The following is a 25,998-nucleotide window of genomic DNA, read 5'->3' as shown; positions in this document are numbered from 1 at the left end:
CGCACCAAGCGATTCGACGCCGGCGGGTGCCGACACGGTACCCGCCGAAGTGGCGCTCAAGTACTCAACTTAGATGTACTTGAGCGCCACTTTCGTTCCTGCGGGGTGCTCGCTGCCAGCCTTGGGCTTCGTGCCCTTGACTTCGACGAGATCACCAGCGAGACCCTCAGGGATCACACCCGTGTCGACCTCGAAGCCAGCTTCGCGAAGGGTCTTCACCGCTTCATTGACGCTGTCTCCCTCGACATCTGGGATCTCAAAAAGCTCGGGGCCGAGTGACAGCGTGATCGAGAAGGAGTCACCAGGGCGCACCGGATCCGCGCTCATGCGGACCGAAAGTACGCGGCCCTCCTTCATCGTCGGGTCGTACGCCTCGTAGTCGTCAGAGTCATCGTGGACGAGTCCGGCGCCCTCGAGAGCGTCGATCGCGTCACCCTCGTCCATGCCGACGACGTTCGGCAACGGCCCAGCAGAGACGACGAGGTTGATGACGCTCTGCTCTGGCAGGGTCTCGCCAACGACCTCCTGTGCCTCATTCAGTGCGGCGAGGACGGTGCCGGCTGCAGCCTCATCGAAGCGGGTATCGACCACCTCGCCGTAGGTGAAGCGTGCGTCGACGATTGCGGTTTCGGCCTTCTCAGCGGTGAGGCCAACAACCGAGGGAACCGGGAGCTGTTCCGGACCGCTCGAGAGGCACACTTCTACGGTGGACTCGCGGTCCACGCGAGTGCCAGAAGTCGGGTGTGTGCTCACCACGTTGCCGACGGGCACATCAAGGCTTGAACACTCCGCGGTTTTCATCAGCAGGTCACGGTCTGCGAGAAGCTGTTCTGCGGCCGCAGGGGTCTCGCCAACAAAGCTCGGAATCACGACGCGTGAGCCGGGACCCTGCCCAAACCAGAACCCGAGGCCGCCAGCCAACACGATGGCACCTGCGCTCACCAGCGCAATCGTGCGGCCGCGGCGACGGCGACGGTCTGCACTCTGCTGCGCAACGGCTACCGGAGGCATTGGCGCTGCGGGAGGCGGCACGAAATCCGCGTGGCTGTCGACGTTTACCGGGGTGACACCAGCAATGGGTGCTGCGGCGACGGGGTCAAGAACCGTCGTGGCCGGTGTTGGGTTGTCTGCTTCCGGCAACTCGTGCAGGACAAGCGTGTCTGGGGTGCGATACGGATCCGCGCGCAAGTCACGAAGCACCTCGAGCGCGACGCCGGCGTCGGTCGGCCGTTCCTCCGGGGTGCGACGCGTGAGCCAGGTGACAAAGTCATCGATTGCCGGAGTCGACGTAGCCGAGGCTTCGGACGGTCGCGGAACGGTCGAGTGCGCGTGCTGATAGGCGATCTGCATCGGCTGGTCGCCGGTGAAGGGCTGCGCCCCGACGAGCATTTCGTACAGCATGATGCCGAAGGCGTAGAGATCGCTGCGGGCGTCCGCGATACCGCGGGTGACGAGTTCGGGGGAGAGGTAGGCAATTGTGCCGAGCAGCGCCTGGCCGGTCGTCGTGTTTGCACTGACTTCCCGCGCGAGGCCAAAATCGCCGATCTTGATGCGGCCGTCGTCGACGAGCATGACGTTCTCAGGTTTCACGTCGCGGTGCACGATGCTCGCCTCGTGGGCGGCGGCGAGGCCAGCAAGAACCGCCTCAGAAATCTCGAGTGTCTCGTCAAGCGTCAAGCTCTTGCGGCTCTTCAGGAGATCGCGGAGCGTGATGCTTGGAAGGTACTCCATGATGAGGTACGAGCGGCCGAGATCCTGCCCCTGGTCAAACACATTGACGAGGTTCGGATGTGACAGCTGAGCAGCGCTGCGCGCCTCGCGGTCGAATCGCTTCGTGAAGTTTTCGTCCTCAGAGAGGTGCTGGTGCATGACCTTGACAGCGACCTTGCGGTGCAGCCTGATGTCATCAGCGAGGTAGACCATAGCCATGCCGCCACGGGCGATCCTGGACAGGATCGTGTAGCGGTCCTCAAAGGTTTGCCCGATGAGCGGGTCCGTAGGGTGGGTGGTCACTGTCAAAGTCTATGGAATATTCGCGCGTTCTTTGGCATGCGCGCCGCAGATCCCGAGCGTTGCGCCAATTGCGTCATCGGGATACGAGTGGCAAAGTTGTATGTGTGAGTGAGCAGCGTTATTTGGCAATTCCCGATCTAGTAGAGATGTTTGGCGTGACCCCCGGTCGTATCCGCCGAATGATTGAGGAGCGTTACCTCCTCGCAGTGCGCGTTGACGGTGTGCTCAGCGTTCCCGAAGAGTTTGTGCTCGACGGTGAGCCGGTCGTTGGCCTGCGTGGCACCGCGCTCGTTCTCCTCGACGCTGGTTTCTCAGAGACCGAGGCAGTTGAGTGGATGCTCGAGCAGAACGACGAGCTTAACGCACGTCCCATCGATGAGCTGCGCCTCGGCCGCAAGGCTGGTGTACGCCGCGCGACCCAGGGACTCGCGTTCTAACACCCTGAAATCGAAACCCCCGCTGTGCAGTGCGCGTGCGGGGGTTTCGTGCGTTTGGAAGGGCGCGGATCCTGACTCCCCGAATCCCGCAACCTCGCGAGTAGGCTTATTCGTGAGCCGAATCGGCACAGAAGTTTTGCCCCTGCGGGCACCAAGAGAAGGGCAGTTCATGGCATCTGAGACTGGCACCCATCCGCGCGAGGCCGCGATCCGCGCCTACGTTCGCGAAAACTTTGACGACACGATTGAAGATCTCAAGCGTCTCGTTCGTATCCCGTCCGTCTCGTGGCCGGCGTTCGACCATGAGCCACTGCAGCGTACCTCGGCTGAAATTGCAGAAATGCTCCGTGAGACGGGCATCTTCGACATCGTTGACGTGCGCCGGGCACCGGTTGACGTGCAGCCCGAGGGGGCAACCGAGCCTGAGCTTGGTCAGCCTGCGGTCGTGGCTCGTCGCGAGGCGAAGAACGGCCGTCCGACCGTGCTGCTGTACGCGCACCACGATGTGCAGCCTCCCGGTGACGAGAAGGAGTGGGAATCACCCGCCTTCGAGCCAACCGAGCGCAATGGTCGTCTGTACGGCCGCGGCGCTGCAGACGACAAGGCTGGCGTGATGTCGCACGTTGGGGCGATCCGCGCCCTCGCTGAGACAATTGCGGCCGATGGCGGCGATCTCGATCTCGGCATCGCGCTCTTCATTGAGGGTGAAGAGGAGTGGGCTTCGCAGTCGTTCGGCACGTTCCTGCGAGAGAATCGTGACGTGCTCGCGGCTGACGCGATCATCGTTGCTGATTCGGGCAACTGGGATGAGCAGACCCCGGCGCTCACCGTCGCACTGCGCGGCGCGGTTGCGTTCAATCTGCGTGTGCGCACGCTCGGTCACGCATCGCACTCCGGCATGTTCGGTGGCGCGGTTCCCGATGCGATGCTCGCAGCAGTGAAGCTTCTCTCAACACTGTGGGATGAAGACGGTGCGGTTGCAGTTGCGGGCCTCACCTCGGCCGATATCGCGTCGCCTGAGTACGATGAGGCGCGTCTGCGTGAAGAGTCGGCACTGCTTCCCGGAGTTTCGACGATTGGCCGCGGCGAGATTCTCTCGCGGATCTGGGCACAGCCCGCGATTTCGATCACCGGTATCGATGCGCCGAGCATCGAGAACGCGTCGAACACGCTGATTCCGGCGACGCGGGTTCGCGTGAGCGCGCGTGTCGCGCCAGGCCAGGATCCGAACGAGGCATACGCGGCAATTCGAAAGCACCTTGAGGATCGTGCGCCGTTCGGTGCAGAGCTTGAGTTTGAGGATGCCGGCCTCGGCCAGGCGTTCCTCGTCGATACAAGCGGCTGGGCGGTCTCTGAGGTGCGCGGCGCAATGGCTGACGCCTGGGGTGTTGACCCCGTTGACATGGGCGCTGGCGGATCGATTCCGTTTATCGCCGAGCTCGTTGACGAGTTCCCTGAGGCGCAGATTCTCGTCACTGGTGTTGAAGATCCCGATGGTCGCGCGCACAGCCCCAACGAGTCGCTGCACATTGAGGCGTTCGAAAAGTCGGTCCTCACCGAGGCGCTCTTCCTCTCGCGCCTGAACGAGCGCGGCGCGTAACCCGCACTGTGACACGATGAAGCCCCTGCTGCTCAACTGAGCGACAGGGGCTTCGTCGTGTGCGGGCACCTCGTGCGGTGCGCGGATCGGCTACGCGGCGCGCTTGCCAGCCTTATCTGCAAGCTGTGCGAGTCGTGCCGAAGCCTCGGGATCGATGGGGGCGGTGCGGATCGTCTCCAGCGCTCGCTCGAGGTTGCCGGCGATCATCTCTTCGACGTCTGCAACGGCGCCACTGTCGCGGATAGTGCGCTGGAGCATCGCGACCTGCTCAGCATCGAGCTCGGTGCCGAGGAGATCGTCGAAAATGCGCTGCTGAGTCGGAGCAAGGCCGCGGCGCGCAAACGCAACGAGTACCGTTCGCTTGCCCTCGATGAGATCGTCACCGCTCGGCTTGCCAGTAAGTTCCTCATCGCCAAACACGCCGAGAATGTCGTCGCGCAGCTGGAACGCGATACCGACGGGCAGTCCGAACTCAGCGAGTGCCTGCTCCTGTTCAGCGGACGCGCCTGCAAGCGCTGCACCAAGCAGTAGCGGAGCCTCGACGCTGTACTTTGCCGACTTGTACACGAGCACGCGGGTGGAGCGAGCGATCTGCTCATCGTGATCCGCGAACCCAGGTCGCTGTTCTTCGACGATGTCGAGGAACTGTCCAACCGCAACCTCAGACCGCATGCGGTTGAAGTGGCGGCGTACGGCGCGTGCGGCGTCGATGTCTTGAATCTCAGTGCAGGCACGATCCATGAGCTCGTCAGACCACGACTGCAACAGGTCTCCGAGCAAGATTGCGCCCGAGATGCCGAAGTGATCGGCGGATCCGCGCCACGACTTCAACTGATGCTGCGCAGCGAACTGCTGGTGCGTCGAGGGGCGGCCACGGCGGGTGTCAGAGCGGTCGATGACGTCATCGTGAATGAGGGCAGCTGCGTGGAACAGCTCAAGTGAACACGCGAGATCGAGCAATGCGCTGAACTCACGGTCAATATCTTTGTGTACGGAGAAGGGGCGAACCGCGCGGAAACCCTGCACTGCGAAGAGTGCGCGGAAGCGTTTACCGCCGGTCAAAAAGCCGAGTGCCTCGTCGAGGAGGGGAGTCGCGTCCGGACCGAGCGCGGTGAGCGCTTCACGGTGGCCGGCGACCGTGTCATTCAGGCGCTCCTGGAGAAGGCCTGCGAGTCTCGTTGTTTCATCCACGGCAACTAGCCTAGCCGCACGTCCGCGGCGTAGACTGGTGAAGCTGGCATGAGTCAGCATTTACGCGGGAGGTACAGGGAGATGGCCCTTTCTGAGCACGAGCAGCGACTGCTCGATGAGATGGAGCGTCGCTTCTATCAGAGTGAAGCAGATGTGCTTCCAACAACCGGTGCGAGCCGCCCTGCGCTGAGCTACCGAATGATTGTTCTCGGTACGCTTCTCACGCTCCTTGGCATCGGTGTCATGGTGGCTGGTGTTGCAGGTCAGATGCTCTGGCTTGGTCTTGTAGGTTTTGCCGCAATGGTCGGTGGCGTGGTGCTGTTCTTCACACGCCGCGAGAACGATCCTGAAGCGGTGGTGAGCGGCAAGGCGCGTGCAGGTGCTGCGCCGAAGCCAGCTGCAGCGAAGGAATCGCTGAGCGATCGCATGGAGCGTCGCTGGAATGAACGTATGGAGGGGGAGCGCTAAAGCGCTGCTGACCTCTCGCCCGGGCAACTCCTAGGAGTTGCCCGGGCTTTTTGTTTGTCTGGGGTGCTGTAGGTGCCATAGCTTCCGTAGGTGGTGCGGGCGCCGCAGCTGCTGCGAAGGTGCGGCGGGTTGCCCCAGAGCCCTCCGGGAGTAGTTGGCGAAGGCGTCAGCCCCTCGAGACTGAACCTTTCTCTCGAAATCGATAGTTTCTGCACGCTGAAAGGGATGTTTTCGAGAGAAAGGGGTGCTTTCGCGTGGTTGGGGAAGGGTGGCGACTGCGCCGGGGTTCGCACCCGCGCCCGCACCCCGCACCGGCACCCGCGCCAACGCCACACCGCGCCACGCGGAGGGGCGGCGTGTCGGCACGGCACCGTGTCGCGCTGCCGTGCCGCGCACCCCGCACGCCTCCACTTAGCTCCACAGTGGCACCATTGCCGAGTCTGCGCGGAATGAAAACCGCGAAATTCTGCGGTTTTCATGTCACGAGCGCACTGTTGAGTTGTCATGTCACGCAACATTTCTGCCCGAAAGGCCACACTCAGGGGTGTGTTAAAACCGCGCGAATTCAACCCTGTTTCACTCATTTCAATTCTTATTCCCAAATGTTGGTGACTAGTGGAGTGAAGTGGAGTACTGTGGGGTCAACGCAACGGTGAGGAAGGGAGAAGGGACGATGTTCCTTGGTACTTTCACGCCGCGCTTAGATGAGAAAGGACGCCTCATTCTTCCGGCGAAATTCCGGGATGAATTGGCTGACGGCCTCGTCATCACCCGCGGGCAGGAACACTGCCTGTATGTGTTCAGTGAGCGCGAATTTGCGGAGATGCACGATCGAATCCGGCAGGCGCCGGTGACGTCAAAGCAGGCCCGCGATTACCTGCGCGTGTTTCTGTCCGGAGCACACCCTGACTCGCCTGATAAGCAGCACCGGGTGACGATCCCACAAAGCCTTCGTGATTATGCGGGGCTCGACCGCGAACTTGCCGTTATCGGCGCTGGTTCACGTGCCGAAATTTGGGACGCCGAAGCATGGACGCGCTACCTGTCAGCACAGGAGAGCGCCTTCTCTGAGATCGAGGAAGAGGTTATTCCCGGAATGTTTTAGCCGGGAGCTCAATCATGAACCACATCGAACAGGATCCGCGCGACCTTCATATCCCAGTCATGCTCGATCGGTGCATCGAGCTCTTGGCCCCCGCAATCGGCGCAGAAGGCGCCGTCATCGTGGATGCGACCCTCGGTATGGGTGGCCACAGCGAGGCACTGCTGGAACGTTTCCCGAACCTCACCGTCATCGGTCTTGACCGCGACACCCAGGCGCTTGCGCTTGCTGGCCGTCGCCTGGAGCGATTCGGCGATCGGTCGATCCGCGTCCATGCCGTGTACAACGAGATCAGCGATGTTGTTCGTCGCCTCGGTTTCAAGCACATCGATGGCGCGCTCTTCGATCTCGGTGTCTCCTCGCTGCAGCTCGATGCTGCTGAGCGTGGCTTCGCTTACGCACAGGACGCGCCGCTCGACATGCGCATGGATCAGTCGACCGGTATGACAGCGGCAGACATTCTCGCGCAGGCTCCCGAGGGGCGACTCCGCGAGATCTTCGAACGCTACGGCGAAGAGCCGCTCGCGGCTCGATACGCTCGCGCAATTGTGGCGGCTCGCGAAGAGGCGCCCATTGAGCGAAGTGGACAGCTCGTTGACCTACTGCAGGAGGCAACTCCCGCCGCAGTTCGCAGCCAGCGCCACCCGGCAAAGCGCGTCTTCCAGGCGCTGCGCGTCGAGGTGAACGCAGAGCTTCGTGTGCTTGCAGAGGCGATTCCGTCGGCAATTGACTCACTGCGCGTGGGCGGCCGACTCGTCTCGATGGCATACCAGTCGCTTGAAGACCGCATCGTCAAGCGCGAGCTCGCACAGCGTGCGAAATCGACCACTCCGGCGGGATTGCCCGTGGAGTTGCCGGAACACAGCCCAGAGGTCAAGCTCTTGACCCGCGGCGCTGAGAAGGCAAGTGAAGAAGAACAGCAGCGAAACCCGCGCGCGATTCCCGCGCGTCTGCGTGCTGCTGAAAGACTGAGGGAGCGTTCATGAGTGCACAGCCCGCACGCCTGTCGGCAGCGACAGCAGCGTCAGTAGCTCCAGTTACCTCGCTTCCGCAGCGTCGGAGTGAGGAAACCCCGCAGCACCTCCACTCGGTCTCGGCCACGCCACGGAAGAAGCCCTCACGAGTTGTCCTCGTATCGGCCGTGCTCGTTGGTGTCTTCCTCGGCCTGCTCGGCATCCAGCTCGCCCTGAGCATTGTGATCTCGAGTGGCGCGTACGAAGCCCGCGCACTCAAGACCGAGGAGCGCGATCTCCTGCGCGTCGAGCGCGTGCTCTCGCAGAACATGGACAAGCTCTCGTCGCCGCAGAACCTCGCAGCGAACGCTGCACAGCTCGGCATGGTCGAGAACCTGCACCCTGCGACGCTTCGTCTGAGCGACGGCGCGATTCTCGGCTCGCTCGAGACCGCGACCTCTGAGGTGCGCGCGAACAATGTGCCGAACGCAACGCTTTCCGCACTCACGCCCGTTGACGCCGCCGGTCTCTCGGCGGATCAGAAGCCCGCAAAGTCTCAGGCTGCGGCGACGTCCGCGCCGGTACGCTGGAAGGGCAAGCTTCCTGCGCCTGCAACTCACTAATGTGCGCCATCGCACGCTGGTAACCCGCTTCAGGAGGGGAAGAGTATGAGCCGTACCTTTCGAGGTGTTCCCGCTCGGAGCGCGTCCGTGCTCATCGTTATCGTGTTCATGGCGTTGTTGTTCGCGATTCAGCTCATCAACCTGCAGGTGGTCTCTGCCGCTGCGATGAATGAGGAATCGGCGTCGAAGCGTGCGGTTCCCGATGTGATCAAGAGCGTGCGCGGCGACATTGTCGACCGTAACGGTGAAGTGCTTGCGACGACCGATGAGCGGTACGACGTGCAGCTTTCGCCAAAGAACACCAAGGTGAATGGCGGATCCTTCTACCGCAAGGTTGAAGGCGGCGGCATTGGCACCGTCGAGGTGACTTCTGCGCAAGCGTTCGAGGAGATCGGCGCGATCACTGGTCAGTCCGGTGCTGAGATTCAGAAGATCGTTGATGACGCCCTTGAAGAAGATCCGAAGTCTGACTTCGCATACGTTAAGCGCGGGATCGATCTGTCGCAGCTCCAGCAACTCAAGGCGCTCGACGTCGATTGGCTGACCTTCGCTTCGCACCACAAGCGGGTGTACCCGAACGGTGCGGTTGGCGGTAACCTCGTCGGCTTCTCTGGCGCCGATGAGGAAGCGCAGGCCGGTATCGAGCTGTCGCAGGATGAGTGCCTTGCCGGCGTTGACGGCGAGGAGCACTACGAGCGCAGCATGGACGGTGTCCCGCTGCCTGGCAGCGTCGTCACGACGCGCGAAGTGCAGAACGGCGGCACGGTCGAGCTCACGATTGACCGCGACCTGCAGTGGCAGGCGCAGCAGATTATTAATACGCAGACCGAAAGCGTCGGGGCCGAGTGGGGGTACCTGACGATCATGGATGCGAAGACGGGCGAGCTTCTCGCTATTGCAGAAGACGGCTCGGTCGACCCCAACGACGTTGACGCGTCCGAACCGGACAAGCGTGACGCACGCTCATACATTCGTCCGTACGAGCCCGGCTCGACGTTCAAGGCGGTCACGGCTGCCGCGCTCATCGATTCAGGAACAGCGACGCCGACCTCCCAGCACCTCACCCCGATGCGCTGGATTCCCGAGGAAGGCGTGACCTTTGGTGACTCAACGATCCATGATGAGATGCCCTGGACACTGACCGGCATCCTGACCGAGTCCTCGAACGTGGGTACCGCGTACTTTGGCACACAGATGTCGAACGAGGAGCGTTTCGAGTACTACCAGAAGTTTGGGTTTGGTATTTCGACGGACTCGGGCATGCCGATGGAAGATTCGGGCTTGCTGTACGAGCCAGACGAGTGGGATCGCCAGAGTGTGTACAACATCACCTTCGGCCAAGCGATTTCGAGCACGATCATTCAGACCGCGGGCGCTTACCAAGCGCTTGCGAACGATGGTGTGCGGATCCCGCCGACGCTCGTAAAGAGCTGCACCTCTGCCGACGGCACGGTCACCACGTACGATCACGGCAAGCCGGTACGCGCCGTGTCTGAAGAATCTGCGGACACCGTATTGCGGATGCTGGAGACCGTGGTGACCCACGGTTGGTACAGCGATCTCGCGGTGATCCCTGGCTATCGAATCGCCGGAAAGACGGGCACGGCAGAGCAGTCTGACGGCGAGGGCGGCTACCGCCCCGACTACGTGAATTCGTTCGCAGGCATCTTCCCTGCCGACGATCCGCAGTATGTAGCGGTAGCATCTATTGCGTTCCCATCGTCGGGCGACGGCGGCACCGCAGCCATTGCTGCGTTCACTGAAAGTGCGGAAGCAACGATCCGCGCATTCCATGTACCGCCCTCGACAGGATCCCTCGATCCGTACCCCATTGAGTACTAGACCCGCGCTTCGCGCACCAGGAGATATTGATAGTGACCAGCGGACCCGCGGCAGCAGGCAATCAGACGAACGGCACGACGATCCGCCCCACGCGACAGCGTGAGACAGATCTGCAGCAGCTCGCCTCGCAATTTGAGCTTGCTATCAGTGGAGTTGAACCTACCGCCGATGCGGGTGTGGTGACCGGTATCACGCTGGACTCACGTGATGTCCGCCCGGGTGACCTGTACGCTGCGCTGCCTGGCGCGAAGCGTCACGGTGCAGAATTTGCGGCGCAGGTTGCTGAGGCCGGAGCAGCGGCGATTCTGACCGACGCAGCCGGTCTCGCGCTCGTGCAGGCGGCTGGCGTGACGCTGCCCGTTCTGGTGAGCGAAGAAAACCCGCGCGAAGTCATGGGCGATGTCTCAGCTGTCGTCTACGGCACTGCCGAGCTCAACAGCAAGTTCTTCGGTGTCACCGGCACCAACGGTAAGACGAGCGTGGTCTACCTCATCGCCGAACTGCTGCGCGCAGCTGGCTACACGCCCGGCCTCAGCTCGACCGCTGAGCGTCGCGCTGGCGACACCGTCATGCCATCAGGCCTGACGAGCCCAGAGACCCCCGAACTGCACGGCCTCTTGGCTCGCATGCAGGAGGTCGGTGTCAACGCGGTCGCGCTCGAGGTCTCAGCACACGCTGTCTCGCGCCGCCGCATCGATGGCGTCCACTTCGACGTCGTTGCCTTCAACAACTTCTCGCAGGACCACCTCGACGATTACGGGGACATGGAGAGCTACTTCGCTGCGAAGCTCGCGCTCTTCTCGCCGAAGCATGCCGCGCACGGTGTGGTCGTCGTCGATTCCCCGTACGGTCAGCGCATCGCTCGCGAATCGCAGATTCCAGTCACGACGCTCGCGACCGAGTTCGGTCAGACCGCTGATTGGCACCTCGCGATCACCTCGCAGACCCTCGACGGTGTCGCCTTCGTGCTGCAGGGCCCCGAGGGCGCATACTTCCGCGGCCGCGTTCCGATGTTCGGCCGCTTCATGGCTGAGAATGCTGCGCTCGCGCTCATCATGCTGCACGAGGCTGGCATCTCGCTCGCTGAGGTCGAGAACGGCCTCGAAAGCGGACTCATTCCCGTGTACATTCCGGGCCGACTCGAAGCACTCAACCCGGAGCTTCCCGCTGGGCAGGGCCCGCGGTTCTACGTTGACTACGGGCACACGCCAGGTGCGTTCGAAGCCATGCTCGACGCGCTCGGCGATGTCGCACCCGGCCGCATCATCTTCATGTTCGGTGCAGATGGGGACCGCGACACGACCAAGCGCGAAGAGATGGGGCGGATCGCCGCAGCCGGCTCCGACGAACTCGTGATTTGCGACTACAACCCGCGCACCGAAGACCCTGCCGCGATCCGCGCCCAGCTCATTGCTGGTGCGAAGGAGGGCAAACGTGCAAACGTGCACGAAGTTGCCGATCCGCGTACTGCGATTGACACGGCCATTTCGCTTGCGGGGCCGGGTGACGTTATTCTGTATGCCGGTCCCGGACACGAGGATTATCAAGAAGTTGCCGGACGGCGTGTGCCGTTCTCGGCGCGTGATGAGGTACGCGGTGCACTCCGCGAGGCAGGATTGCTTGCGTGATTGACCTGACGCTCACCGAAATTGCTGAGGCCGTCGACGGCCGACTGGTGCTTGGCGCCAGCGGAGCCGACGCGGCCACGGTGGTGACCGGAATTTCCCAGACAGACTCTCGCGAGGTCGGCCCCGGCCAGATCTTCTTCGCCCGTCGCGGCGAAGAGACTGACGGTCACCGCTTCGTTGGTGCAGCGATTGACCTGGGGGCTGCGCTCCTCGTCGTTGAACGCGAAATTGATGATCGCGTTCCGCAGATCGTCGTTGCAGACAGCACCGACGCACTCGGTGCGCTTGCGACCGAGGTCATCCGCCGGGTTCGCGCGGCTGGTGCGCTCACGATCGTGGGCATTACCGGCTCGAACGGCAAGACCACGACGAAGAACCTCGTCGCAGCGATGGCTGAAAAGCTTGGCACCTCGGTGGCTTCCGAGAAGTCGTTTAACAACGAGGTTGGTGGCCCGCTCACCATGCTTCGGGTTGAGGCAGACACGCAGACGCTCGTTGCCGAGATGGGCGCCAGTGGCATTGGCGAGATCCGCCGTCTGACCACCATGGCACCGCCCCACATTGGCGTCGTGCTGTCGGTCGGCCTCGCTCACGCTGGTGAGTTTGGTGGCATTGAAGGAACCTTCATCGCGAAGAGCGAGATGGTCGAAGACCTTCCCGCGACCGCGACTGCTGTGCTCAACCGTGACGATCCCCGTGTCGTGCTCATGGCGGACAAGACCGCAGCGCAGGTGCGCTGGTTTGGCTTGCACCCGGAGGCTGACGTTCGCGCGACCGACATTGCATCGTCGGCAGCTGGCACGACGTTCACGATCCACGCTGATGGTCAGTCGGCAGGCGTCACGTTCCGTGTGCTTGGCGAACACCATGTCATGAACGCGCTTGCAGCGACCACGATTGGTCTGCAACTCGGTCTCTCACTCGAGAGCATCGTCGAGGTCCTCGAAGCGGCAACGCTCGCAGCTCCCGGTCGGATGCAGGTGCTCGGCGGTCGCGATGGCATCACGATCATCAACGACGCGTACAACGCGAGTCCTGACTCGATGAGTGCCGCGATCCGCACGCTCGCACAGATTCGCAAGCCGGAGGGGCGTTCGGTCGCCGTCCTCGGTGCGATGAGTGAGCTCGGCGAATTTAGCATCCAGGAGCACCTGCGGATCGGTCTGCAGGCAGTGCGCCTCGGGATTTCAGAACTTGTTGCAGTGGGCAAGGAAGCTCGTAACCTGCACATCAGTGCCATCAATGAGGGTTCCTGGGATGGTGAGAGCGTGTACTTCGAGACGAAGGACGAAGCGTTCGACTATCTTGCCAAGACGCTCCGTCCGAACGACACCGTCCTGGTGAAGTCATCGAACGCAGCTGGGCTCCAGGCTCTCGGCGACAAGCTTGGGGAGGCTTACGCATGATCGCGCTGCTTATTGCGGGCGGTTTTTCACTGCTGTACACGCTCGTTCTCACGCCACTGTTTGTGCGTGGGTTTAAGAAGCTGCACTGGGGGCAGTTCATCCGTGAGGATGGGCCCGAGTCGCACTTCGCGAAGCGTGGTACGCCCACCATGGGTGGTCTAATTTTCATTTCCGGTGCCGTGATTGCCTACTTCGTTGGCAAGCTCGTCATGGGGGAGACACCGACAGCTTCTGCGTTGCTCGTGCTCCTCATGGCAGTCGGCGCCGGTGCAGTCGGCTTCATCGATGACTTTATGAAGACGCGCAAGCAGCAGTCGCTTGGCCTCGGCGGCTGGGCGAAGATCGCGGGCCAGGTGCTCGTTGCCGTTGCGTTCGCAGCGCTCGCGCTGAACTTCCCAAACGAGCAGGGCCTGACGCCAGCGTCAACGCACATCTCGTTCTTCCGTGATCTTCCGTTCGACTTCCTGTCGCTCGGTACGGTCATCGGCATCAGCCTCTTCGTGCTGTGGGTCATTCTCATCGTGGTGTCGACCTCGAACTCGGTCAATGTCACTGACGGCCTCGACGGTCTCGCTGGTGGCGCCTCGATCATGGTCTTTGGCGCGTACCTCGTGATTGGCTTCTGGCAGGCCTCGCAGGCGTGCGTGAGCACCGCGAACGAGGCAGGCTGCTATCTGGTGCGTGACCCGATGGACCTCGCAGTCGTCGCCGCTGCATTCATTGGTGGCCTCGCAGGCTTCCTGTGGTGGAACACGAGCCCCGCCCACGTCTACATGGGTGACACCGGCTCGCTCGGCCTCGGTGGCGCAATTGCTGCATTCGCGATTCTCTCGCGCACCGAGCTCCTGCTCGTGCTGCTCGGTGGTCTCTTCATCATCGAGTCCGGCTCGGTCATCATCCAGCGCGTCTACTTCAAGGCAACCAAGGGCAAGCGCATCTTCCGCATGAGCCCGATCCACCACCACTTCGAGCTGAAGGGGTGGCAGGAAGTCACTGTCGTGGTCCGCTTCTGGATCATCGCCGCGCTCTTCGTCATCGCCGGCATCGGCGGCTTCTACGCAGAATGGCTGTTGACCCAGTGACCGAACGAAATATGGCAGAGATTTCTGAGCGCGTACAGGCGCTCACGAGCTGGCACCACGACTGGAGCGGCTTGCGCGTCGCTGTGCTTGGCCTCGGCGTGACCGGCTTCTCGGTCGCCGATACCCTCGTCGAGCTTGGTAGCCGTGTGCGTGTGATCTACGGCGCACCCGACAACGACCGTGAGCGCCTGCTCGACGTCATTGGTTCGGAGCGCTACCTCGCAGCTGACACCGACGAACAGCTCGTCGACCTGCGTGCCTTCGAGCCCGACCTCGTCATCGTCTCACCCGGCTACGCGCCCAACCACCCGCTCACCAATTGGGCAATGGAACAGGGCATCACTGTCTGGGGTGACATCGAGCTCGGCTGGCGCCTGCGTGACAAGACCGGCCGTATCGCAGACTGGATCTGCGTCACCGGCACCAACGGAAAGACGACGACCACGCGCCTCACCGCGCATATGCTCGTCGAGGGTGGCCTGCGCGCGACCCCCGCTGGCAATATCGGTGTGCCCATTCTTGACGCGCTCCGTGACCCGCAGGGATACGACGCGATCGTCGTTGAGCTGTCGAGCTTCCAGCTCGAGCGCATGGGCACGATCTCGCCCTACGCGAGTGTCTGCCTGAATTTCGCGGCGGATCACCTGGACTGGCACGGCAGCACCGAAGCGTACTGGGCGGCCAAGGCGAAGGTGTACGAGAACACGCAGGTGGCCTGCGTCTTCAACCGTGCTGACGATGAGACCATTCGCATGGTGGAGGGTGCCGACGTCGTTGAGGGCGCTCGCGCGATCTCGTTCGGCCTCGACAGCCCGCCTCCGAGCGGATTTGGCGTCGTTGAGGGGCTGCTCGTCGACCGCGGATTCCACGCTGAGCGTCACGGCCAGGCGTTCGAGCTCGTGACCGTTGAGGAGCTTGCCGAGCGCGGCCTCAACGCGCCGCACCTCGTCCAGGACATCCTCGCAGCGAGCGCACTCGCGCGTTCGCGTGGCGTCGAGCCAGCTGACATTGCTCGCGCGGTACTGAGCTTCGTACCCGATCCGCACCGCCTGCAGCAGCTTGGCGAGACCACGCGCCGCCCAGGCGTGCGCTGGATCGACGATTCGAAGGCAACGAACGCACACGCGGCCGACGCAGCTCTGCGCGGCATGCACGATGTCGTCTGGATTGTCGGCGGATCGCTGAAGGGTGTCGACATCGCAGACCTCGTGGAGCAGCATGCTGCTCGTCTGCGTGGTGCGGTCGTCATTGGCGTAGATCGTGAGCCTGTGCTCCGCGCGTTTGCCGAACACGCTCCCAAGGTTCCCCTCGTCGAAATTGACGAGGCTGATGGCACCGCGACGATGCACGCGGCTGCTGCCGCTGCCGGTGAGATTGCGCAGATGGGTGACACCGTCTTGCTCGCGCCCGCTGCTGCGTCGTGGGATCAGTTCCGTGACTACACCGAACGCGGCCGTGCGTTCCAAGCTGGCATGATCGCCTGGGACGGCCAGGGTGGCACCGGGAACGAGTAGCCCTGAGCAGGGCTCGGGACGGCTGGCGCAATCACGCATCAGCCTCGGATCGTCGTTCAAACTGAGCGGCGATAAGACGACGACAGCGCTGTGGACTGCCACACTGCTGCTCGTCGGTTTCGGGCTCATCATGGTGCTCTCGGCATCATCGATTACCTCGTACCTGGACGACAAGGGCTTCCTCGGCGGTTTCAAGAGCCAGCTTCTGTACGCCGCGGTGGGTATTCCCATCATGGTGTTTGCGGCATCGCGTCCGCTCGACTTCTGGAAGAAGTGGGCGTGGGTACTCTTCGGTGCGGGTCTCGTGCTGCAGGCGCTCGTATTCACCCCGCTGGGCGTCGAGGTCTGGGGTAACCGTAACTGGATCCAGATTGGCCCCTTCAACGGCCAGCCCTCTGAGGCCCTCAAGCTTGCCCTGATTGTGTGGATCGGCGTCGTGCTGCTCAAGAAAGAGCCGCTCCTCGGGCAGATGAAGCACGAGCTGATTCCCGTGATTTTCCCTGGTGCGTTGCTCGCACTCGGCCTCGTGTTGCTCGGTAAAGACCTCGGCACCGCGATGGTCATGGCTGCGGTGGTGTTTGGCGCGATGTACTTCGGTGGCATTCGCCTGAAGACGCTTGGCGTGATGATCCTCGGCGCGCTCGTTGCGCTCATGCTCTTTGTGGTCACGAGTGAGAACCGCATGAATCGTCTGTTCGGCCACGCGTCGGGCAACGAAGACTACAGCGGCCTCGGCTGGCAGCCGCAGCATGGCCTGTGGGCGATTGCCGATGGTGGTCTGTTCGGTGTTGGCCTTGGCAACTCGAAGGCCAAGTGGTCATGGCTGCCTGCTGCAGACAACGACTATATCTTTGCCATCATCGGTGAAGAGCTCGGCTTTGTTGGTGCATTTGGCGTCATTTTGCTCTATATCGTCCTCGCGGTCGTCATGCTGCGCGTGATCGGTCGCGCGCGTGATCGCTTTGGCCGTGCGGTCGTAGGCGGCATCCTCGTCTGGGTGGTTGGCCAGGCTTTTATTAACATTGGCGTGGTCATCGGCATCTTCCCCGTGCTGGGCGTGCCACTCCCGCTCGTCAGTTCTGGCGGTACCGCCCTCATCGTCGGTTTGGCCGCGATGGGCGTGGTGATTTCGGTCGCAAAAGACAACGCGGCCTACGCAAAGGAACTCGAGGAGGGGTCATTCGTGGGACGATAGTTCCATGACGACTTACCTGCTCGCAGGCGGTGGCACCGCCGGACACGTGAACCCGTTGCTCGCCCTCGCTGATCTCATCACGAAGCGCGACCCGAATGCGGAGATTGTGGTCCTCGGCACCCAAGAGGGCCTCGAGTCCCGTCTCGTACCTGAGCGCGGCTACGAGCTCACCACGATCGCGAAGCTTCCCTTCCCGCGCCGCCCGAGCGGGTACGCGCTGAAGTTCCCCGCGCGCTACGCGAAGGCTGTGAAGCGCGTCCGTCAGGTGATCCGCGAGCGCAACGTGGACGTCGTTGTCGGTTTCGGCGGCTACGCCTCGGCGCCCGCTTATACGGCCGCGAAGCGCGAAGGCATCCCCACGGTCATTCACGAGGCGAACGCGAAGCCGGGTATGGCAAACAAGCTTGGTGCTCGCAGCGCAGCTCGCGTTGCAGTGACCTTTGCTGGCACCCCGATTCAGGGGGCGATCGTCACCGGCATGCCCCTGCGCCCTGAAATAGAATCACTCGATCTCGCGGCATTGCGCGCCGAAGCGCGTGCGCACTTTGGGCTCGATCCGCACCGCACGACTCTGCTCGCAACGGGTGGGTCACTCGGCGCGCGCGCAATCAACGAGGGGCTGTCGGGATCGGCAGCCGAGATTGTCGCGTCTGGCGCTCAGGTGCTCCATGTTTGGGGTGGCCTGAACGAGCTCGTAGATCCCGGCGTTGAAGGCTACAACGTCATCGAGTATTGCGACCGCATGGATCTCGCGTTTGCGGCGGCGGATCTCGTGGTTTCGCGCGCGGGTTCCACCACGGTGAGTGAGATTGCTGGCCTCGGTCTGCCCGCCGTGTTCGTGCCCTACTCCGTAGGTAACGGTGAGCAGCGCTTCAACGCTGCCGGCGTTGTTGCGGCCGGGGGAGCACTGCTCGTCGAGGACGAAGAAATCACCGCAGCGTGGGTGACGTCTGAGCTTATCCCGCTGCTGCAGGACGAAGCCCGTCTCGCCGAGATGTCGAAGCGCGCGAGCGCCGCGGGCAGCCTGGACGGCACGGCACGACTTCTTTCGCTTGTAGATGAAGTCCTGCGCGAACGCGCAACCGGCAACGGTAGTCTGTAACGCGAACACCCACCGCTAAGGAGCGCAGATGATCTATCCCGATCTCGACCTGGAAATTCCTGAAGACCTCGGCCGCGTACACTTCGTCGGCATTGGCGGCTCAGGAATGAGCGGCATCGCGCGCATGATGCACGAAGCTGGCGTCCAGGTGACGGGCTCTGACCGCAGCTCGACCTACTCGACCGCTGCGCTCGAAGCGATTGGTATCCCCGTGAAGATCGGTCACGACGCCGCACACGTCGGCGACGCGGATACGCTCGTCGTGACTGGCGCGCTGTGGCAGGACAACCCTGAGTACCAGCGCGCACTCGCGGAAGGCAAGCCGGTGCTCCACCGTTCACAGGCGCTCGCATGGCTCGCTCGTGGCCGTCGCGTGGTGTCGGTGGCTGGTGCGCACGGCAAGACGACGTCGACCGGTATGGTCGTGACCGGCTTGCTCGGAACGGGCGCTGACCCCAACTTCGTCAACGGTGGCATCATTGAGTCCCTCGGTGTCAGCTCTAGCGCTGGCAAAGACGACCTGTTCGTCATCGAGGCCGACGAATCTGACAAGTCATTCCTGCTCTATGACACCTTGGTCGCACTCATTACCAATGTCGACCCCGAGCATCTTGACTTCTACGGGTCGCGTGAGGCCTTCATGCAGGCGTTTGTCGATTTCGCGAGCGCAGCTCGTGAGCTCGTCGTGATCTCGTCGGACGACCCCGGTGCGCTTGAGGTGCTGGCCACCCTGCGCGCGAACGGTGTCGAGGTGCCGATCCGCACCTTTGGCGAGGCAGCAGACGCAGATGTCCGGATCGTGGCCGTTGATGACTCCGGGCCCGTGAAGTTCACCGTTGAGGTCGCAGGGGAGCGCTACGACGCTCAGCTTTCGGTCTTCGGCAAGTACAACGCGATTAACGCGGCAGGCGCGCTCGCCGTGCTCGTCGGTCTGGGCGTAGAGCCTGGCCCCGCACTCGAGGCGATCGCGACGTTCGGTGGCACCAAGCGTCGCTTTGAATTCCACGCCGAGGTTGCTGGCGTGCGCGTCTACGACGATTACGCACACCATCACACCGAAGTACAGGCGCTGCTCGAGGCGGCGCGCGCCGCAGCCGGTGAGGGGCGCGTGATCGCGATCCACCAGCCACACCTGTACAGCCGCACGTCGCTCTTCCATAAGGAATTCGCGCAGGTGCTCGAAGCTGGCGCTGACCACACGGTCGTGCTCGCGGTCGATGGCGCGCGCGAAGATCCCGTTGCGGGCGTAACCGGCGCACTCGTTGCGAACGACTTCGTCGATCCCGCGAACGTCGCGTACCGTCCTGAGTGGCAGGACGCGGCTGACTACCTCGCGGAAATCGCGCAGCCTGGTGACCTCATGGTCACGATGAGCTGCGGCACGGTCTACCAGATCATCCCGCAGGTGGTTGAGGCGCTGAATCGTCGATTCGAGGCCGAAAGCGCGTGAAGCGTCCTGACGGCTTCGACGCGGGATTCCAACCGGAATCTGGAGATCAGCGGACGCCCGTAGCGCCGCCGGTCGGCGAAGCCGTGCCCGAAGCGCCCCGTGAACCCCAGCGATCGGCTGACTCGGCATCCGGTGCATACGACGGCGACTCGACTCCTGGCTGGGACGCTGAATCACCCGCGCCCGCTACCGCACCCACTGCGATCGCAAAGGCGTGGCTGGGCGATGTGGTGCAGCGGGGTACGCAGGCGCTCGAGGCGCGTTCAGCGGATCCGCTGCGCGATGCCAAGCGACGCGTGCGTGACGCCGAACGCAGCGTGAAGCGACGGGAGCGCCGTGAACGGAAGCGGTTCTCAGCGGCCGGTCGGCGCAAGCGGCTTCGACTCATGGTCGTTGGTGGCTCGGTGCTCGCGCTTGCGCTCTTCGTGTTGATCGGTGTCTTCACGCCCATCATGTCGGTGCGCAATATTGAGGTGACCGGCACGACCACGCTTGATCCGGTCGTGGTGGCTGATCAGCTGTCCTCGCTGCAGGGGGAGCCGCTCGCGCTCGTCTCAAAGGGTGATGTGTTCACTGCGCTCGAGGAGTTTCCGCTCATTGAACGTTTTGGCATCGAGCTGGTTCCGCCGAGCACACTGATTGTGCGAGTCAAGGAGCGAACCCCCGTCGTATCACTCAAGGGTGACGGGGGCTACATGCTCTACGACGCCGCTGGCGTCGAGGTGGGCACGGCTGCAGAACGCCCAACGGGTGTGCCGCTCGGCAGCGAGCAGGTGAGCGATGTGTCGACGCCCGCGTTCGCTGAGGCTGCACGAATTGTTCGTGACCTGCCAGATGATCCGCGCAATCGAATTGTGACGGTCGCGGCGAAGGGTGCGCAGGACGTCAGATTTACGCTGGATAACGGTGTTGAGGTCTTTTGGGGCAACCGTGAACGCACGCAGGCGAAATCTGCTGTCCTGGTGAAAATGCTTGCTTCACTCCAGGATCGCGGCGTGTCTTACATCGATGTCTCATCTTCAGAGGCTCCGGTATTCCGTTGATCCGATAAATCGGCGTGTCGATAGAAGCAGAACGCGGTACCCGCATAACTTTGGTGAGAAGCGTATACGTCAATACTAACTTTAAGGTTCAGGTTGAACTTTAAGGTTTGAGCGGAGGAACTCAGGTGGCAACCAACCAGAACTACCTTGCGGTCATCAAGGTCGTAGGTGTCGGCGGCGGTGGCGTGAATGCCGTAAACCGCATGATTGAGCTGGGTCTTCGCGGTGTTGAGTTCATCGCCGTGAACACCGACGCGCAGGCGCTTCTGCTCAGCGACGCTGATGTGAAGCTCGACGTAGGTCGCGAGCTGACCCGTGGTCTCGGCGCAGGCGCCGACCCCGAGGTTGGCCGTCGCGCAGCAGAAGATCACGCTGAAGAGATCGAAGAGGCTCTCGCAGGCGCAGACATGGTCTTCGTGACCGCAGGTGAGGGTGGTGGTACCGGTACCGGTGCTGCTCCCGTCGTGGCGCGCATCGCAAAGTCGATTGGCGCGCTGACCATTGGTGTCGTTACCCGCCCCTTCAGCTTCGAAGGTAAGCGCCGTGCTGCGCAGGCAGACAACGGCGTCAACACGCTTCGTGAGGCAGTCGACACGCTCATCGTCGTGCCAAACGACCGTCTGCTTGAGATCAGCGATCCTGGCATCAGCATGATCGAGGCATTCGCCGCGGCAGACCAAGTGCTCCTTGCCGGGGTTTCGGGCATCACCGACCTCATTACGACTCCCGGTCTTATCAACCTTGACTTCGCGGACGTCAAGTCCGTCATGCAGGGTGCAGGCGCAGCGCTCATGGGCATCGGCTCGGCGCGGGGTGCGGATCGCGCAATCAAGGCGGCAGAGCTCGCCGTTGCGTCGCCGTTGCTTGAGGCATCGGTCGAGGGTGCGCACGGCGTGCTGCTCTCGATCCAGGGTTCCTCGAACCTTGCACTGAGCGAGATTTACGAGGCATCGACGCTCGTGCAGGACGTCGTGCACCCCGAGGCGAACATTATCTTCGGCACGGTCATCGACGACACCCTTGGTGACGAGGTTCGCGTGACGGTTATCGCCGCAGGATTCGACGCCGATAACGGTGTCTCGAAGCAGGCAAACGACCGCGGTCGCCGCGGTAGCCACCACGAAACGCTTGACGAGGCGAAGAGCAACGGCCGCGCACTCGATACTGGCGGTGAAGCGACGGGACTGGGGTTCCCCGGTTTCTCCGCAGCGCGCGAGCCCGCCGTTGCGGCGGAGCCCACGCTGTCATCGCAGTTCGGTGAGGTGCTCTCGAGCCCGCCCGTTGAAGCTCAGCTCAATGATCCCGCGTTCGATGGTGATGATGACGATGATCTCGACATCCCGGAGTTCCTGAGGTAAATAGTGGATCAGCAGATCGATACCGTGGCCCTCGCAGAGCGCCTGTCGGGCGTTCAGTCTGATGTTGCCTCTGCCTGCGCGGCTGCTGGCCGCGCGGCAGAGGACGTTACGCTGATCGTCGTGACGAAGTTCCATCCGGCTGCGCTCGTCGCCGCGCTTGCTGATCTTGGGGTGCGCGATGTTGGCGAGAACCGTCACCAGGAAGCGCGCGACAAAGCTGCAGAGCTTGCGGACCTAGAGCTGAACTGGCACTTTATTGGTCAGCTGCAGACGAAGAAGGCTCGACAGGCTGCGCAGTACGCAAGTGCAATCCACTCGATCGACAGTGAACGTCTGGTTGATGCCCTCGCGCCAATCGAACGAAAGATTGATGCGTTCGTGCAGATCAATCTCACCGACGATCCTGGTCGCGGTGGCGTTGCGCCTGAGGGCATTGAGGCACTCGCTGAGCGGATCCTCGAGACCCCCTCGTTGCATCTGCGCGGTGTGATGGCTGTTGCTCCACTTGAGGAAGAACCCGCTCGTGCTTTTGAGCGTCTCGCCGGCTATTCCGAGCGAGTGCGTTCGCTCGACGCCGGCGCCACTGCGATTTCTGCGGGCATGACCCACGATTTCGCAGAAGCGATCGCCGCAGGGGCGACACACCTGAGAATTGGAAGCGCAATTACCGGGAATAGGCCGCCCCAGCGGTAACCTCGGAGCAAGCATTGTAGGGAGTAACAAATGGGTAACCCGCTGAAGAAGACGATGGTATTCCTGGGCCTCGCAGAAGAGGACCTTGCTGCAGAGGCAGCTGAGCAGGCTGCGCCTGTCCAGCGACCCACCGCTGCTGCAGAGACCGTGCCGGCGAAGGCTGCACCGCGCCCAACCGTCGCGCCGTTGCGTCGTGTGACTCCGGTGCGTCACCAGCCAGCTCAGCCAATGAGTGAGATTCTTACGGTGCACCCCACCGAGTACAAGGATGCGCGCGCCATTGCAGAGAGCTTCCGCGAGGGCGTCCCAGTTATTCTCAATCTTTCCCGCATGGGGGAGTCGGAGGCGAAGCGTCTCATCGACTTCGCAAGCGGACTCACGCTCGGCCTGCACGGCCGTATCGAGCGTGTGACGAGCAAGGTATTCCTGCTGACTCCCGAGCATATCGAGGTCGGTAGCGACGAGCCCGTCCGTGAAGAGACTGGTTCGTTCTTCGTGAGCCCCAGCGCTTAACCAAGTGGAGCTTTTTTACATTCTCACCACTGTGGTTCGGGTATTCATCCGAATCTACGTGCTGTTCCTCTGGGCTCGACTCATTATTGACTGGGTCGTCGTACTCAACCCACGATTCCGGCCGCGCGGCTTCGTCGCTGTGCTGGTCGAACTCGTGTTTAGTGTGACTGATCCTCCTCTGAAGGCGATTCGCAAGGTCCTCCCGCCGATCCGACTTGGCCAGGTGTCAATCGATATGGGCTGGATGATCGCAATGTTTGTTTGTTGGATTGCACTCGGACTAATTCCGGGTTACTTCTAAACAACTGAGCGGTATTGCCACTTTGTTTGCTAGCGTAAGTGTGACGATCATGCGAATGGTCCCCAATCGAAAGAGACGGTAACGATGGCTTTGACACCTGAAGACGTGGTGAATCAGAAGTTCACGATCACCAAGTTCCGTGATGGCTACGACCTTGATCAGGTCGATGATTTCCTCGACACGATTGTCGAAGAGTTCCGCCAGCACGAAGCTGAGAAGGCTGAACTGCAGGCCAAGATTGACGAACTCACCGCGCAGCTCGAAGAGGCTCGCGCGAACGCTGGCCAGGCAGCTGCGGCACCCGTAGCTGCAGCGCAGCCCGTTGCTGCAGCACCGGCTCCCGCGGCTGCACCCGCAGCAGCTGAGTCCTCGACGTCGCTCGAGGCTGACGCGGTCAAGTCGAGCGCGATGCTGCAGATGGCTCTCGAGCTCCACGACAAGTACGTTCGTGAGGGTGAAGAGACCCGCGATCAGCTCGTAGGCGACGCAGAGAAGAAGAGTACTCAGCTCGTTAGCGATGCTGAGCGCACCGCTAAGAAGCTCACGCAGGACGCACAGACCAAGCGTGAAGCAGAGATGCGCGTACACACCGACGAAGTCAAGGACATCAAGGGTCGCATTGTTGACCTGCGTCAGTTCGAGGCTGAGTACCGTACGACGCTCCGCTCGTACATCCAGTCGCAGCTTCGTGGCCTCGACACCACGAACGAGCCTGAGGGCATTCCCGAGGGCGTCGAGTAATACTTACGGTGGCTGAAGACATTACTCCCGCCACCGAACCTTCGCAGACCGCGGGGGCATCACGGCAATCCATTTGGGTCCCTGTGCTGCTCATCGCGGTCGCGTTGGTTGTGGCCACAATTGACCAGATCTCGAAGAACTGGGTAGTTGCACACCTGCCTCCAGGCGAACCTGTTCCGGTACTTGGCGAGGCGTTGCAGTGGTTGTTTGTACGTAACCCCGGTGCAGCGTTCTCCATGGCGAGCGGTGCAACCTGGGTCTTCACAATTCTCGCGGCGGTTGTCGCTGGCGTGATTGTGTGGCAGATTCGGCGACTTCGCTCTGTGCCCTGGGCACTCTTCCTCGGCCTGTTGCTCGGCGGCGTGCTTGGCAATCTCACGGACCGCCTGACGCGTGCGCCCGGGTTCCCCGAGGGGCACGTGATCGACTTCATTTACACCCCGTGGATGATGCCCGCGATCTATAACCTTGCCGACGTCGCAATCGTTTCCGCGATGTGCATCTTTGTGCTGGTGACGCTGCTCGGTCTCCCCATTACGGGTGGGCCTCGCGAGCGTACGCGCAAGGAACTTGCTGCGGCCGAAGCAGCCGAAGCTGAAGCAGCCGCTTCCGAGTCGGCGAGCGACGTAGTCGGAGCACACGAACCTGCTGCAGATGCGCAGCCGACGGCTCCCGGAGAAGAGAACGAGGTCCGAAATGGAACAGCGTAGTCTTCCGGTTCCGCCGGGACTCGCGGGGGAGCGCGCTGATGCAGCGCTCGCTAAACTGCTGGGGTTCTCGCGGACCTTTGCACAGTCAGTGCTTGCTGACGGCGGTGTAGAGCTTGACGGCGTTGCGCTCGGGAAATCTGATCGCCTGGCTGAGGGTGGCTGGCTCTCGATCGAGTGGACGGAGCCAAAGGGCCCCGAGGTTGTCCCCGTTGATGTTCCCGAACTCGGAATTATCTACGATGATGAAGACCTCGTCGTCGTTGATAAGCCCGCGGGCGTTGCTGCGCACCCCTCCATCGGCTGGACCGGCCCAACGGTGCTTGGTGCACTCGCCGGCGCCGGCTACCGCATTGCGACGTCCGGCCCGCCTGAGCGCCAGGGCATCGTGCACCGTCTCGATGCTGGCACGAGTGGCCTCATGGTCGTCGCGAAGAGCGAGCGTGCGTACAGCCTGCTGAAGCGTGCATTCAAAGACCGCGAAGTGCATAAGATCTACCATGCGGTTGTGCAGGGGCATCCTGACCCCTCGGCTGGCACCGTCGAGGGCGCGATCGGTCGCGCACCGGGCAACGAGTGGAAGTTCGCAGTAACGAGCGACGGGAAGCCGTCGATCACGCACTACGAGACTGTGGAGGCGTATCCGTACGCGACCCTGCTCGAGATTGAGCTGGAAACTGGTCGTACGCACCAGATCCGCGTGCACATGTCTGCACAGCGCCATCCGTGCGTTGGCGATGCGATGTACGGCGCCGACCCCTCACTCTCGGAACGCCTCGGGCTTGATCGCCAGTGGCTCCATGCAAAGCGCCTCGGCTTCCGCCATCCCGGCACGGGACTTCCCGTCGAGTTCGAGTCTGAGTACCCGGCAGACCTCGCACACGCCCTCAACGTGTTGGACGTGTAGCTCGCGCGATCCTCGCACATTGCACTGATCCGCTCACTGAGTATGTGGGTTCCCGAACGGAATCCTTTCTCGGTGGGCGGATCACGCATTTCACCGCACAAGACCCGCGCAGGATTCAGCGCGTGGGGA

Annotated in this window: 24 protein-coding genes; 22 read left to right on the top strand and 2 right to left on the bottom strand. The window is 62.4% G+C overall.

The features are described from left to right. Positions 1-69 precede the first annotated feature (69 nt). A complete protein-coding gene (pknB, locus tag ICM05_RS12070) occupies positions 70-2,013 on the bottom strand; it encodes a Stk1 family PASTA domain-containing Ser/Thr kinase (RefSeq protein WP_353055909.1) in 1,944 nt (647 codons plus the stop codon). A 104-nt stretch (positions 2,014-2,117) separates the two neighbouring features. On the opposite strand from pknB, the gene ICM05_RS12065 reads away from it, so the two are divergent. Together ICM05_RS12065 and ICM05_RS12060 are read left to right on the top strand one after the other, a co-directional pair. Continuing rightward, positions 2,118-2,450 (top strand): Rv2175c family DNA-binding protein, encoded by a 333-nt coding sequence (locus ICM05_RS12065; RefSeq protein ID WP_353055908.1) that lies wholly within the window; start codon positions 2,118-2,120, stop codon positions 2,448-2,450. 169 nt (positions 2,451-2,619) lie between these two features. After that, positions 2,620-4,050: a dipeptidase gene (locus tag ICM05_RS12060; protein WP_188024877.1), complete on the top strand. Its 1,431-nt coding sequence runs from the start codon at positions 2,620-2,622 to the stop codon at positions 4,048-4,050. Positions 4,051-4,140: 90 nt separating this feature from the next. On the opposite strand, the gene ICM05_RS12055 is transcribed toward ICM05_RS12060, so the two are convergent. After that, positions 4,141-5,241, bottom strand: coding sequence for a polyprenyl synthetase family protein (locus ICM05_RS12055; RefSeq protein WP_188024876.1), 1,101 nt, complete (start codon positions 5,239-5,241; stop codon positions 4,141-4,143). Between the two features lie 81 nt (positions 5,242-5,322). Between ICM05_RS12055 and ICM05_RS12050 the strand changes: the two genes are divergently transcribed. The 20 genes from ICM05_RS12050 (at position 5,323) to ICM05_RS11955 (ending at position 25,869) form a co-directional block, all read left to right on the top strand. Further along, positions 5,323-5,709, top strand: a complete 387-nt coding sequence (locus ICM05_RS12050) for a DUF3040 domain-containing protein (RefSeq protein ID WP_188024875.1) — start codon at positions 5,323-5,325, stop codon at positions 5,707-5,709. A gap of 673 nt (positions 5,710-6,382) precedes the next feature. Further along, positions 6,383-6,814 (top strand): division/cell wall cluster transcriptional repressor MraZ, encoded by a 432-nt coding sequence (gene mraZ, locus ICM05_RS12045; RefSeq protein WP_188024874.1) that lies wholly within the window; start codon positions 6,383-6,385, stop codon positions 6,812-6,814. Between the two features lie 14 nt (positions 6,815-6,828). Further along, positions 6,829-7,797 (top strand): 16S rRNA (cytosine(1402)-N(4))-methyltransferase RsmH, encoded by a 969-nt coding sequence (gene rsmH / locus ICM05_RS12040; protein ID WP_188024873.1) that lies wholly within the window; start codon positions 6,829-6,831, stop codon positions 7,795-7,797. Continuing rightward, the gene (locus tag ICM05_RS12035; RefSeq protein WP_188024872.1) at positions 7,794-8,387 is read left to right on the top strand and encodes a hypothetical protein; all 594 of its coding nucleotides are present in this window, start codon (positions 7,794-7,796) and stop codon (positions 8,385-8,387) included. Before rsmH ends, ICM05_RS12035 begins: the two co-directional genes overlap by 4 nt. 45 nt (positions 8,388-8,432) lie before the next feature. Continuing rightward, complete coding sequence (locus tag ICM05_RS12030) at positions 8,433-10,229, top strand: penicillin-binding protein 2 (RefSeq protein WP_188024871.1); 1,797 nt, start codon at positions 8,433-8,435, stop codon at positions 10,227-10,229. A gap of 32 nt (positions 10,230-10,261) precedes the next feature. After that, on the top strand, positions 10,262-11,857 hold the full coding sequence (locus ICM05_RS12025; protein WP_353055907.1) for a UDP-N-acetylmuramoyl-L-alanyl-D-glutamate--2,6-diaminopimelate ligase: 1,596 nt from the start codon (positions 10,262-10,264) through the stop codon (positions 11,855-11,857). After that, positions 11,854-13,263, top strand: coding sequence for a UDP-N-acetylmuramoyl-tripeptide--D-alanyl-D-alanine ligase (murF, locus tag ICM05_RS12020; RefSeq protein WP_188024870.1), 1,410 nt, complete (start codon positions 11,854-11,856; stop codon positions 13,261-13,263). Before ICM05_RS12025 ends, murF begins: the two co-directional genes overlap by 4 nt. Beyond that, entirely contained in the window at positions 13,260-14,345 is a 1,086-nt protein-coding gene (gene mraY, locus ICM05_RS12015) for a phospho-N-acetylmuramoyl-pentapeptide-transferase (RefSeq protein WP_188024869.1), read from the top strand. Before murF ends, mraY begins: the two co-directional genes overlap by 4 nt. After that, positions 14,342-15,859: a UDP-N-acetylmuramoyl-L-alanine--D-glutamate ligase gene (murD, locus tag ICM05_RS12010; RefSeq protein ID WP_370566784.1), complete on the top strand. Its 1,518-nt coding sequence runs from the start codon at positions 14,342-14,344 to the stop codon at positions 15,857-15,859. The genes mraY and murD overlap by 4 nt, the downstream gene beginning before the upstream one ends. Beyond that, complete coding sequence (gene ftsW, locus ICM05_RS12005; RefSeq protein WP_188024868.1) at positions 15,840-17,054, top strand: putative lipid II flippase FtsW; 1,215 nt, start codon at positions 15,840-15,842, stop codon at positions 17,052-17,054. Before murD ends, ftsW begins: the two co-directional genes overlap by 20 nt. A 4-nt stretch (positions 17,055-17,058) precedes the next feature. Continuing rightward, on the top strand, positions 17,059-18,156 hold the full coding sequence (gene murG, locus ICM05_RS12000) for an undecaprenyldiphospho-muramoylpentapeptide beta-N-acetylglucosaminyltransferase (RefSeq protein WP_188024867.1): 1,098 nt from the start codon (positions 17,059-17,061) through the stop codon (positions 18,154-18,156). A gap of 28 nt (positions 18,157-18,184) precedes the next feature. After that, entirely contained in the window at positions 18,185-19,606 is a 1,422-nt protein-coding gene (murC, locus tag ICM05_RS11995; RefSeq protein WP_188024866.1) for a UDP-N-acetylmuramate--L-alanine ligase, read from the top strand. Next, positions 19,603-20,649, top strand: a complete 1,047-nt coding sequence (locus ICM05_RS13010; protein WP_188024865.1) for an FtsQ-type POTRA domain-containing protein — start codon at positions 19,603-19,605, stop codon at positions 20,647-20,649. The genes murC and ICM05_RS13010 overlap by 4 nt, the downstream gene beginning before the upstream one ends. 125 nt (positions 20,650-20,774) lie before the next feature. Next, positions 20,775-22,007: a cell division protein FtsZ gene (ftsZ, locus tag ICM05_RS11985; RefSeq protein ID WP_188024864.1), complete on the top strand. Its 1,233-nt coding sequence runs from the start codon at positions 20,775-20,777 to the stop codon at positions 22,005-22,007. A gap of 3 nt (positions 22,008-22,010) precedes the next feature. Further along, positions 22,011-22,700 (top strand): YggS family pyridoxal phosphate-dependent enzyme, encoded by a 690-nt coding sequence (locus ICM05_RS11980; RefSeq protein ID WP_353055906.1) that lies wholly within the window; start codon positions 22,011-22,013, stop codon positions 22,698-22,700. Between the two features lie 30 nt (positions 22,701-22,730). Next, positions 22,731-23,213 (top strand): cell division protein SepF, encoded by a 483-nt coding sequence (locus tag ICM05_RS11975; protein WP_188024863.1) that lies wholly within the window; start codon positions 22,731-22,733, stop codon positions 23,211-23,213. 31 nt (positions 23,214-23,244) lie between these two features. Continuing rightward, entirely contained in the window at positions 23,245-23,514 is a 270-nt protein-coding gene (locus ICM05_RS11970) for a YggT family protein (RefSeq protein WP_353055905.1), read from the top strand. An 84-nt stretch (positions 23,515-23,598) separates the two neighbouring features. Then, positions 23,599-24,255, top strand: a complete 657-nt coding sequence (locus tag ICM05_RS11965) for a DivIVA domain-containing protein (RefSeq protein ID WP_188024861.1) — start codon at positions 23,599-23,601, stop codon at positions 24,253-24,255. 8 nt (positions 24,256-24,263) lie between these two features. Then, positions 24,264-24,965 (top strand): signal peptidase II, encoded by a 702-nt coding sequence (lspA, locus tag ICM05_RS11960; RefSeq protein WP_353055904.1) that lies wholly within the window; start codon positions 24,264-24,266, stop codon positions 24,963-24,965. Further along, positions 24,952-25,869 carry an RluA family pseudouridine synthase gene (locus ICM05_RS11955; protein ID WP_188024860.1) on the top strand — a complete coding sequence of 306 codons (918 nt, stop codon included), beginning with the start codon at positions 24,952-24,954 and terminating at the stop codon, positions 25,867-25,869. The genes lspA and ICM05_RS11955 overlap by 14 nt, the downstream gene beginning before the upstream one ends. The last annotated feature ends 129 nt before the right edge of the window (positions 25,870-25,998 follow it).

The organism is Leucobacter sp. cx-42 (assembly GCF_014529985.1).
Classification (GTDB): domain Bacteria; phylum Actinomycetota; class Actinomycetes; order Actinomycetales; family Microbacteriaceae; genus Leucobacter.
Note: the sequence above shows the minus strand (reverse complement) of the source record. Positions and strands in the feature narration are given on the sequence as shown.

What these genes read in the sequence shown, in the direction of transcription:
- ICM05_RS12060 (WP_188024877.1), top strand. Translation starts at nt 2,620, where the DNA reads ATGGCATCTGAGACTGGCACCCATCCGCGCGAGGCCGCGATCCGCGCC.
- ICM05_RS12050 (WP_188024875.1), top strand. Translation starts at nt 5,323, where the DNA reads ATGGCCCTTTCTGAGCACGAGCAGCGACTGCTCGATGAGATGGAGCGT.
- mraZ (WP_188024874.1), top strand. Translation starts at nt 6,383, where the DNA reads ATGTTCCTTGGTACTTTCACGCCGCGCTTAGATGAGAAAGGACGCCTC.
- rsmH (WP_188024873.1), top strand. Translation starts at nt 6,829, where the DNA reads ATGAACCACATCGAACAGGATCCGCGCGACCTTCATATCCCAGTCATG.
- ICM05_RS12035 (WP_188024872.1), top strand. Translation starts at nt 7,794, where the DNA reads ATGAGTGCACAGCCCGCACGCCTGTCGGCAGCGACAGCAGCGTCAGTA.
- ICM05_RS12030 (WP_188024871.1), top strand. Translation starts at nt 8,433, where the DNA reads ATGAGCCGTACCTTTCGAGGTGTTCCCGCTCGGAGCGCGTCCGTGCTC.
- mraY (WP_188024869.1), top strand. Translation starts at nt 13,260, where the DNA reads ATGATCGCGCTGCTTATTGCGGGCGGTTTTTCACTGCTGTACACGCTC.
- murG (WP_188024867.1), top strand. Translation starts at nt 17,059, where the DNA reads ATGACGACTTACCTGCTCGCAGGCGGTGGCACCGCCGGACACGTGAAC.
- murC (WP_188024866.1), top strand. Translation starts at nt 18,185, where the DNA reads ATGATCTATCCCGATCTCGACCTGGAAATTCCTGAAGACCTCGGCCGC.
- ICM05_RS11975 (WP_188024863.1), top strand. Translation starts at nt 22,731, where the DNA reads ATGGGTAACCCGCTGAAGAAGACGATGGTATTCCTGGGCCTCGCAGAA.
- ICM05_RS11965 (WP_188024861.1), top strand. Translation starts at nt 23,599, where the DNA reads ATGGCTTTGACACCTGAAGACGTGGTGAATCAGAAGTTCACGATCACC.
- ICM05_RS11955 (WP_188024860.1), top strand. Translation starts at nt 24,952, where the DNA reads ATGGAACAGCGTAGTCTTCCGGTTCCGCCGGGACTCGCGGGGGAGCGC.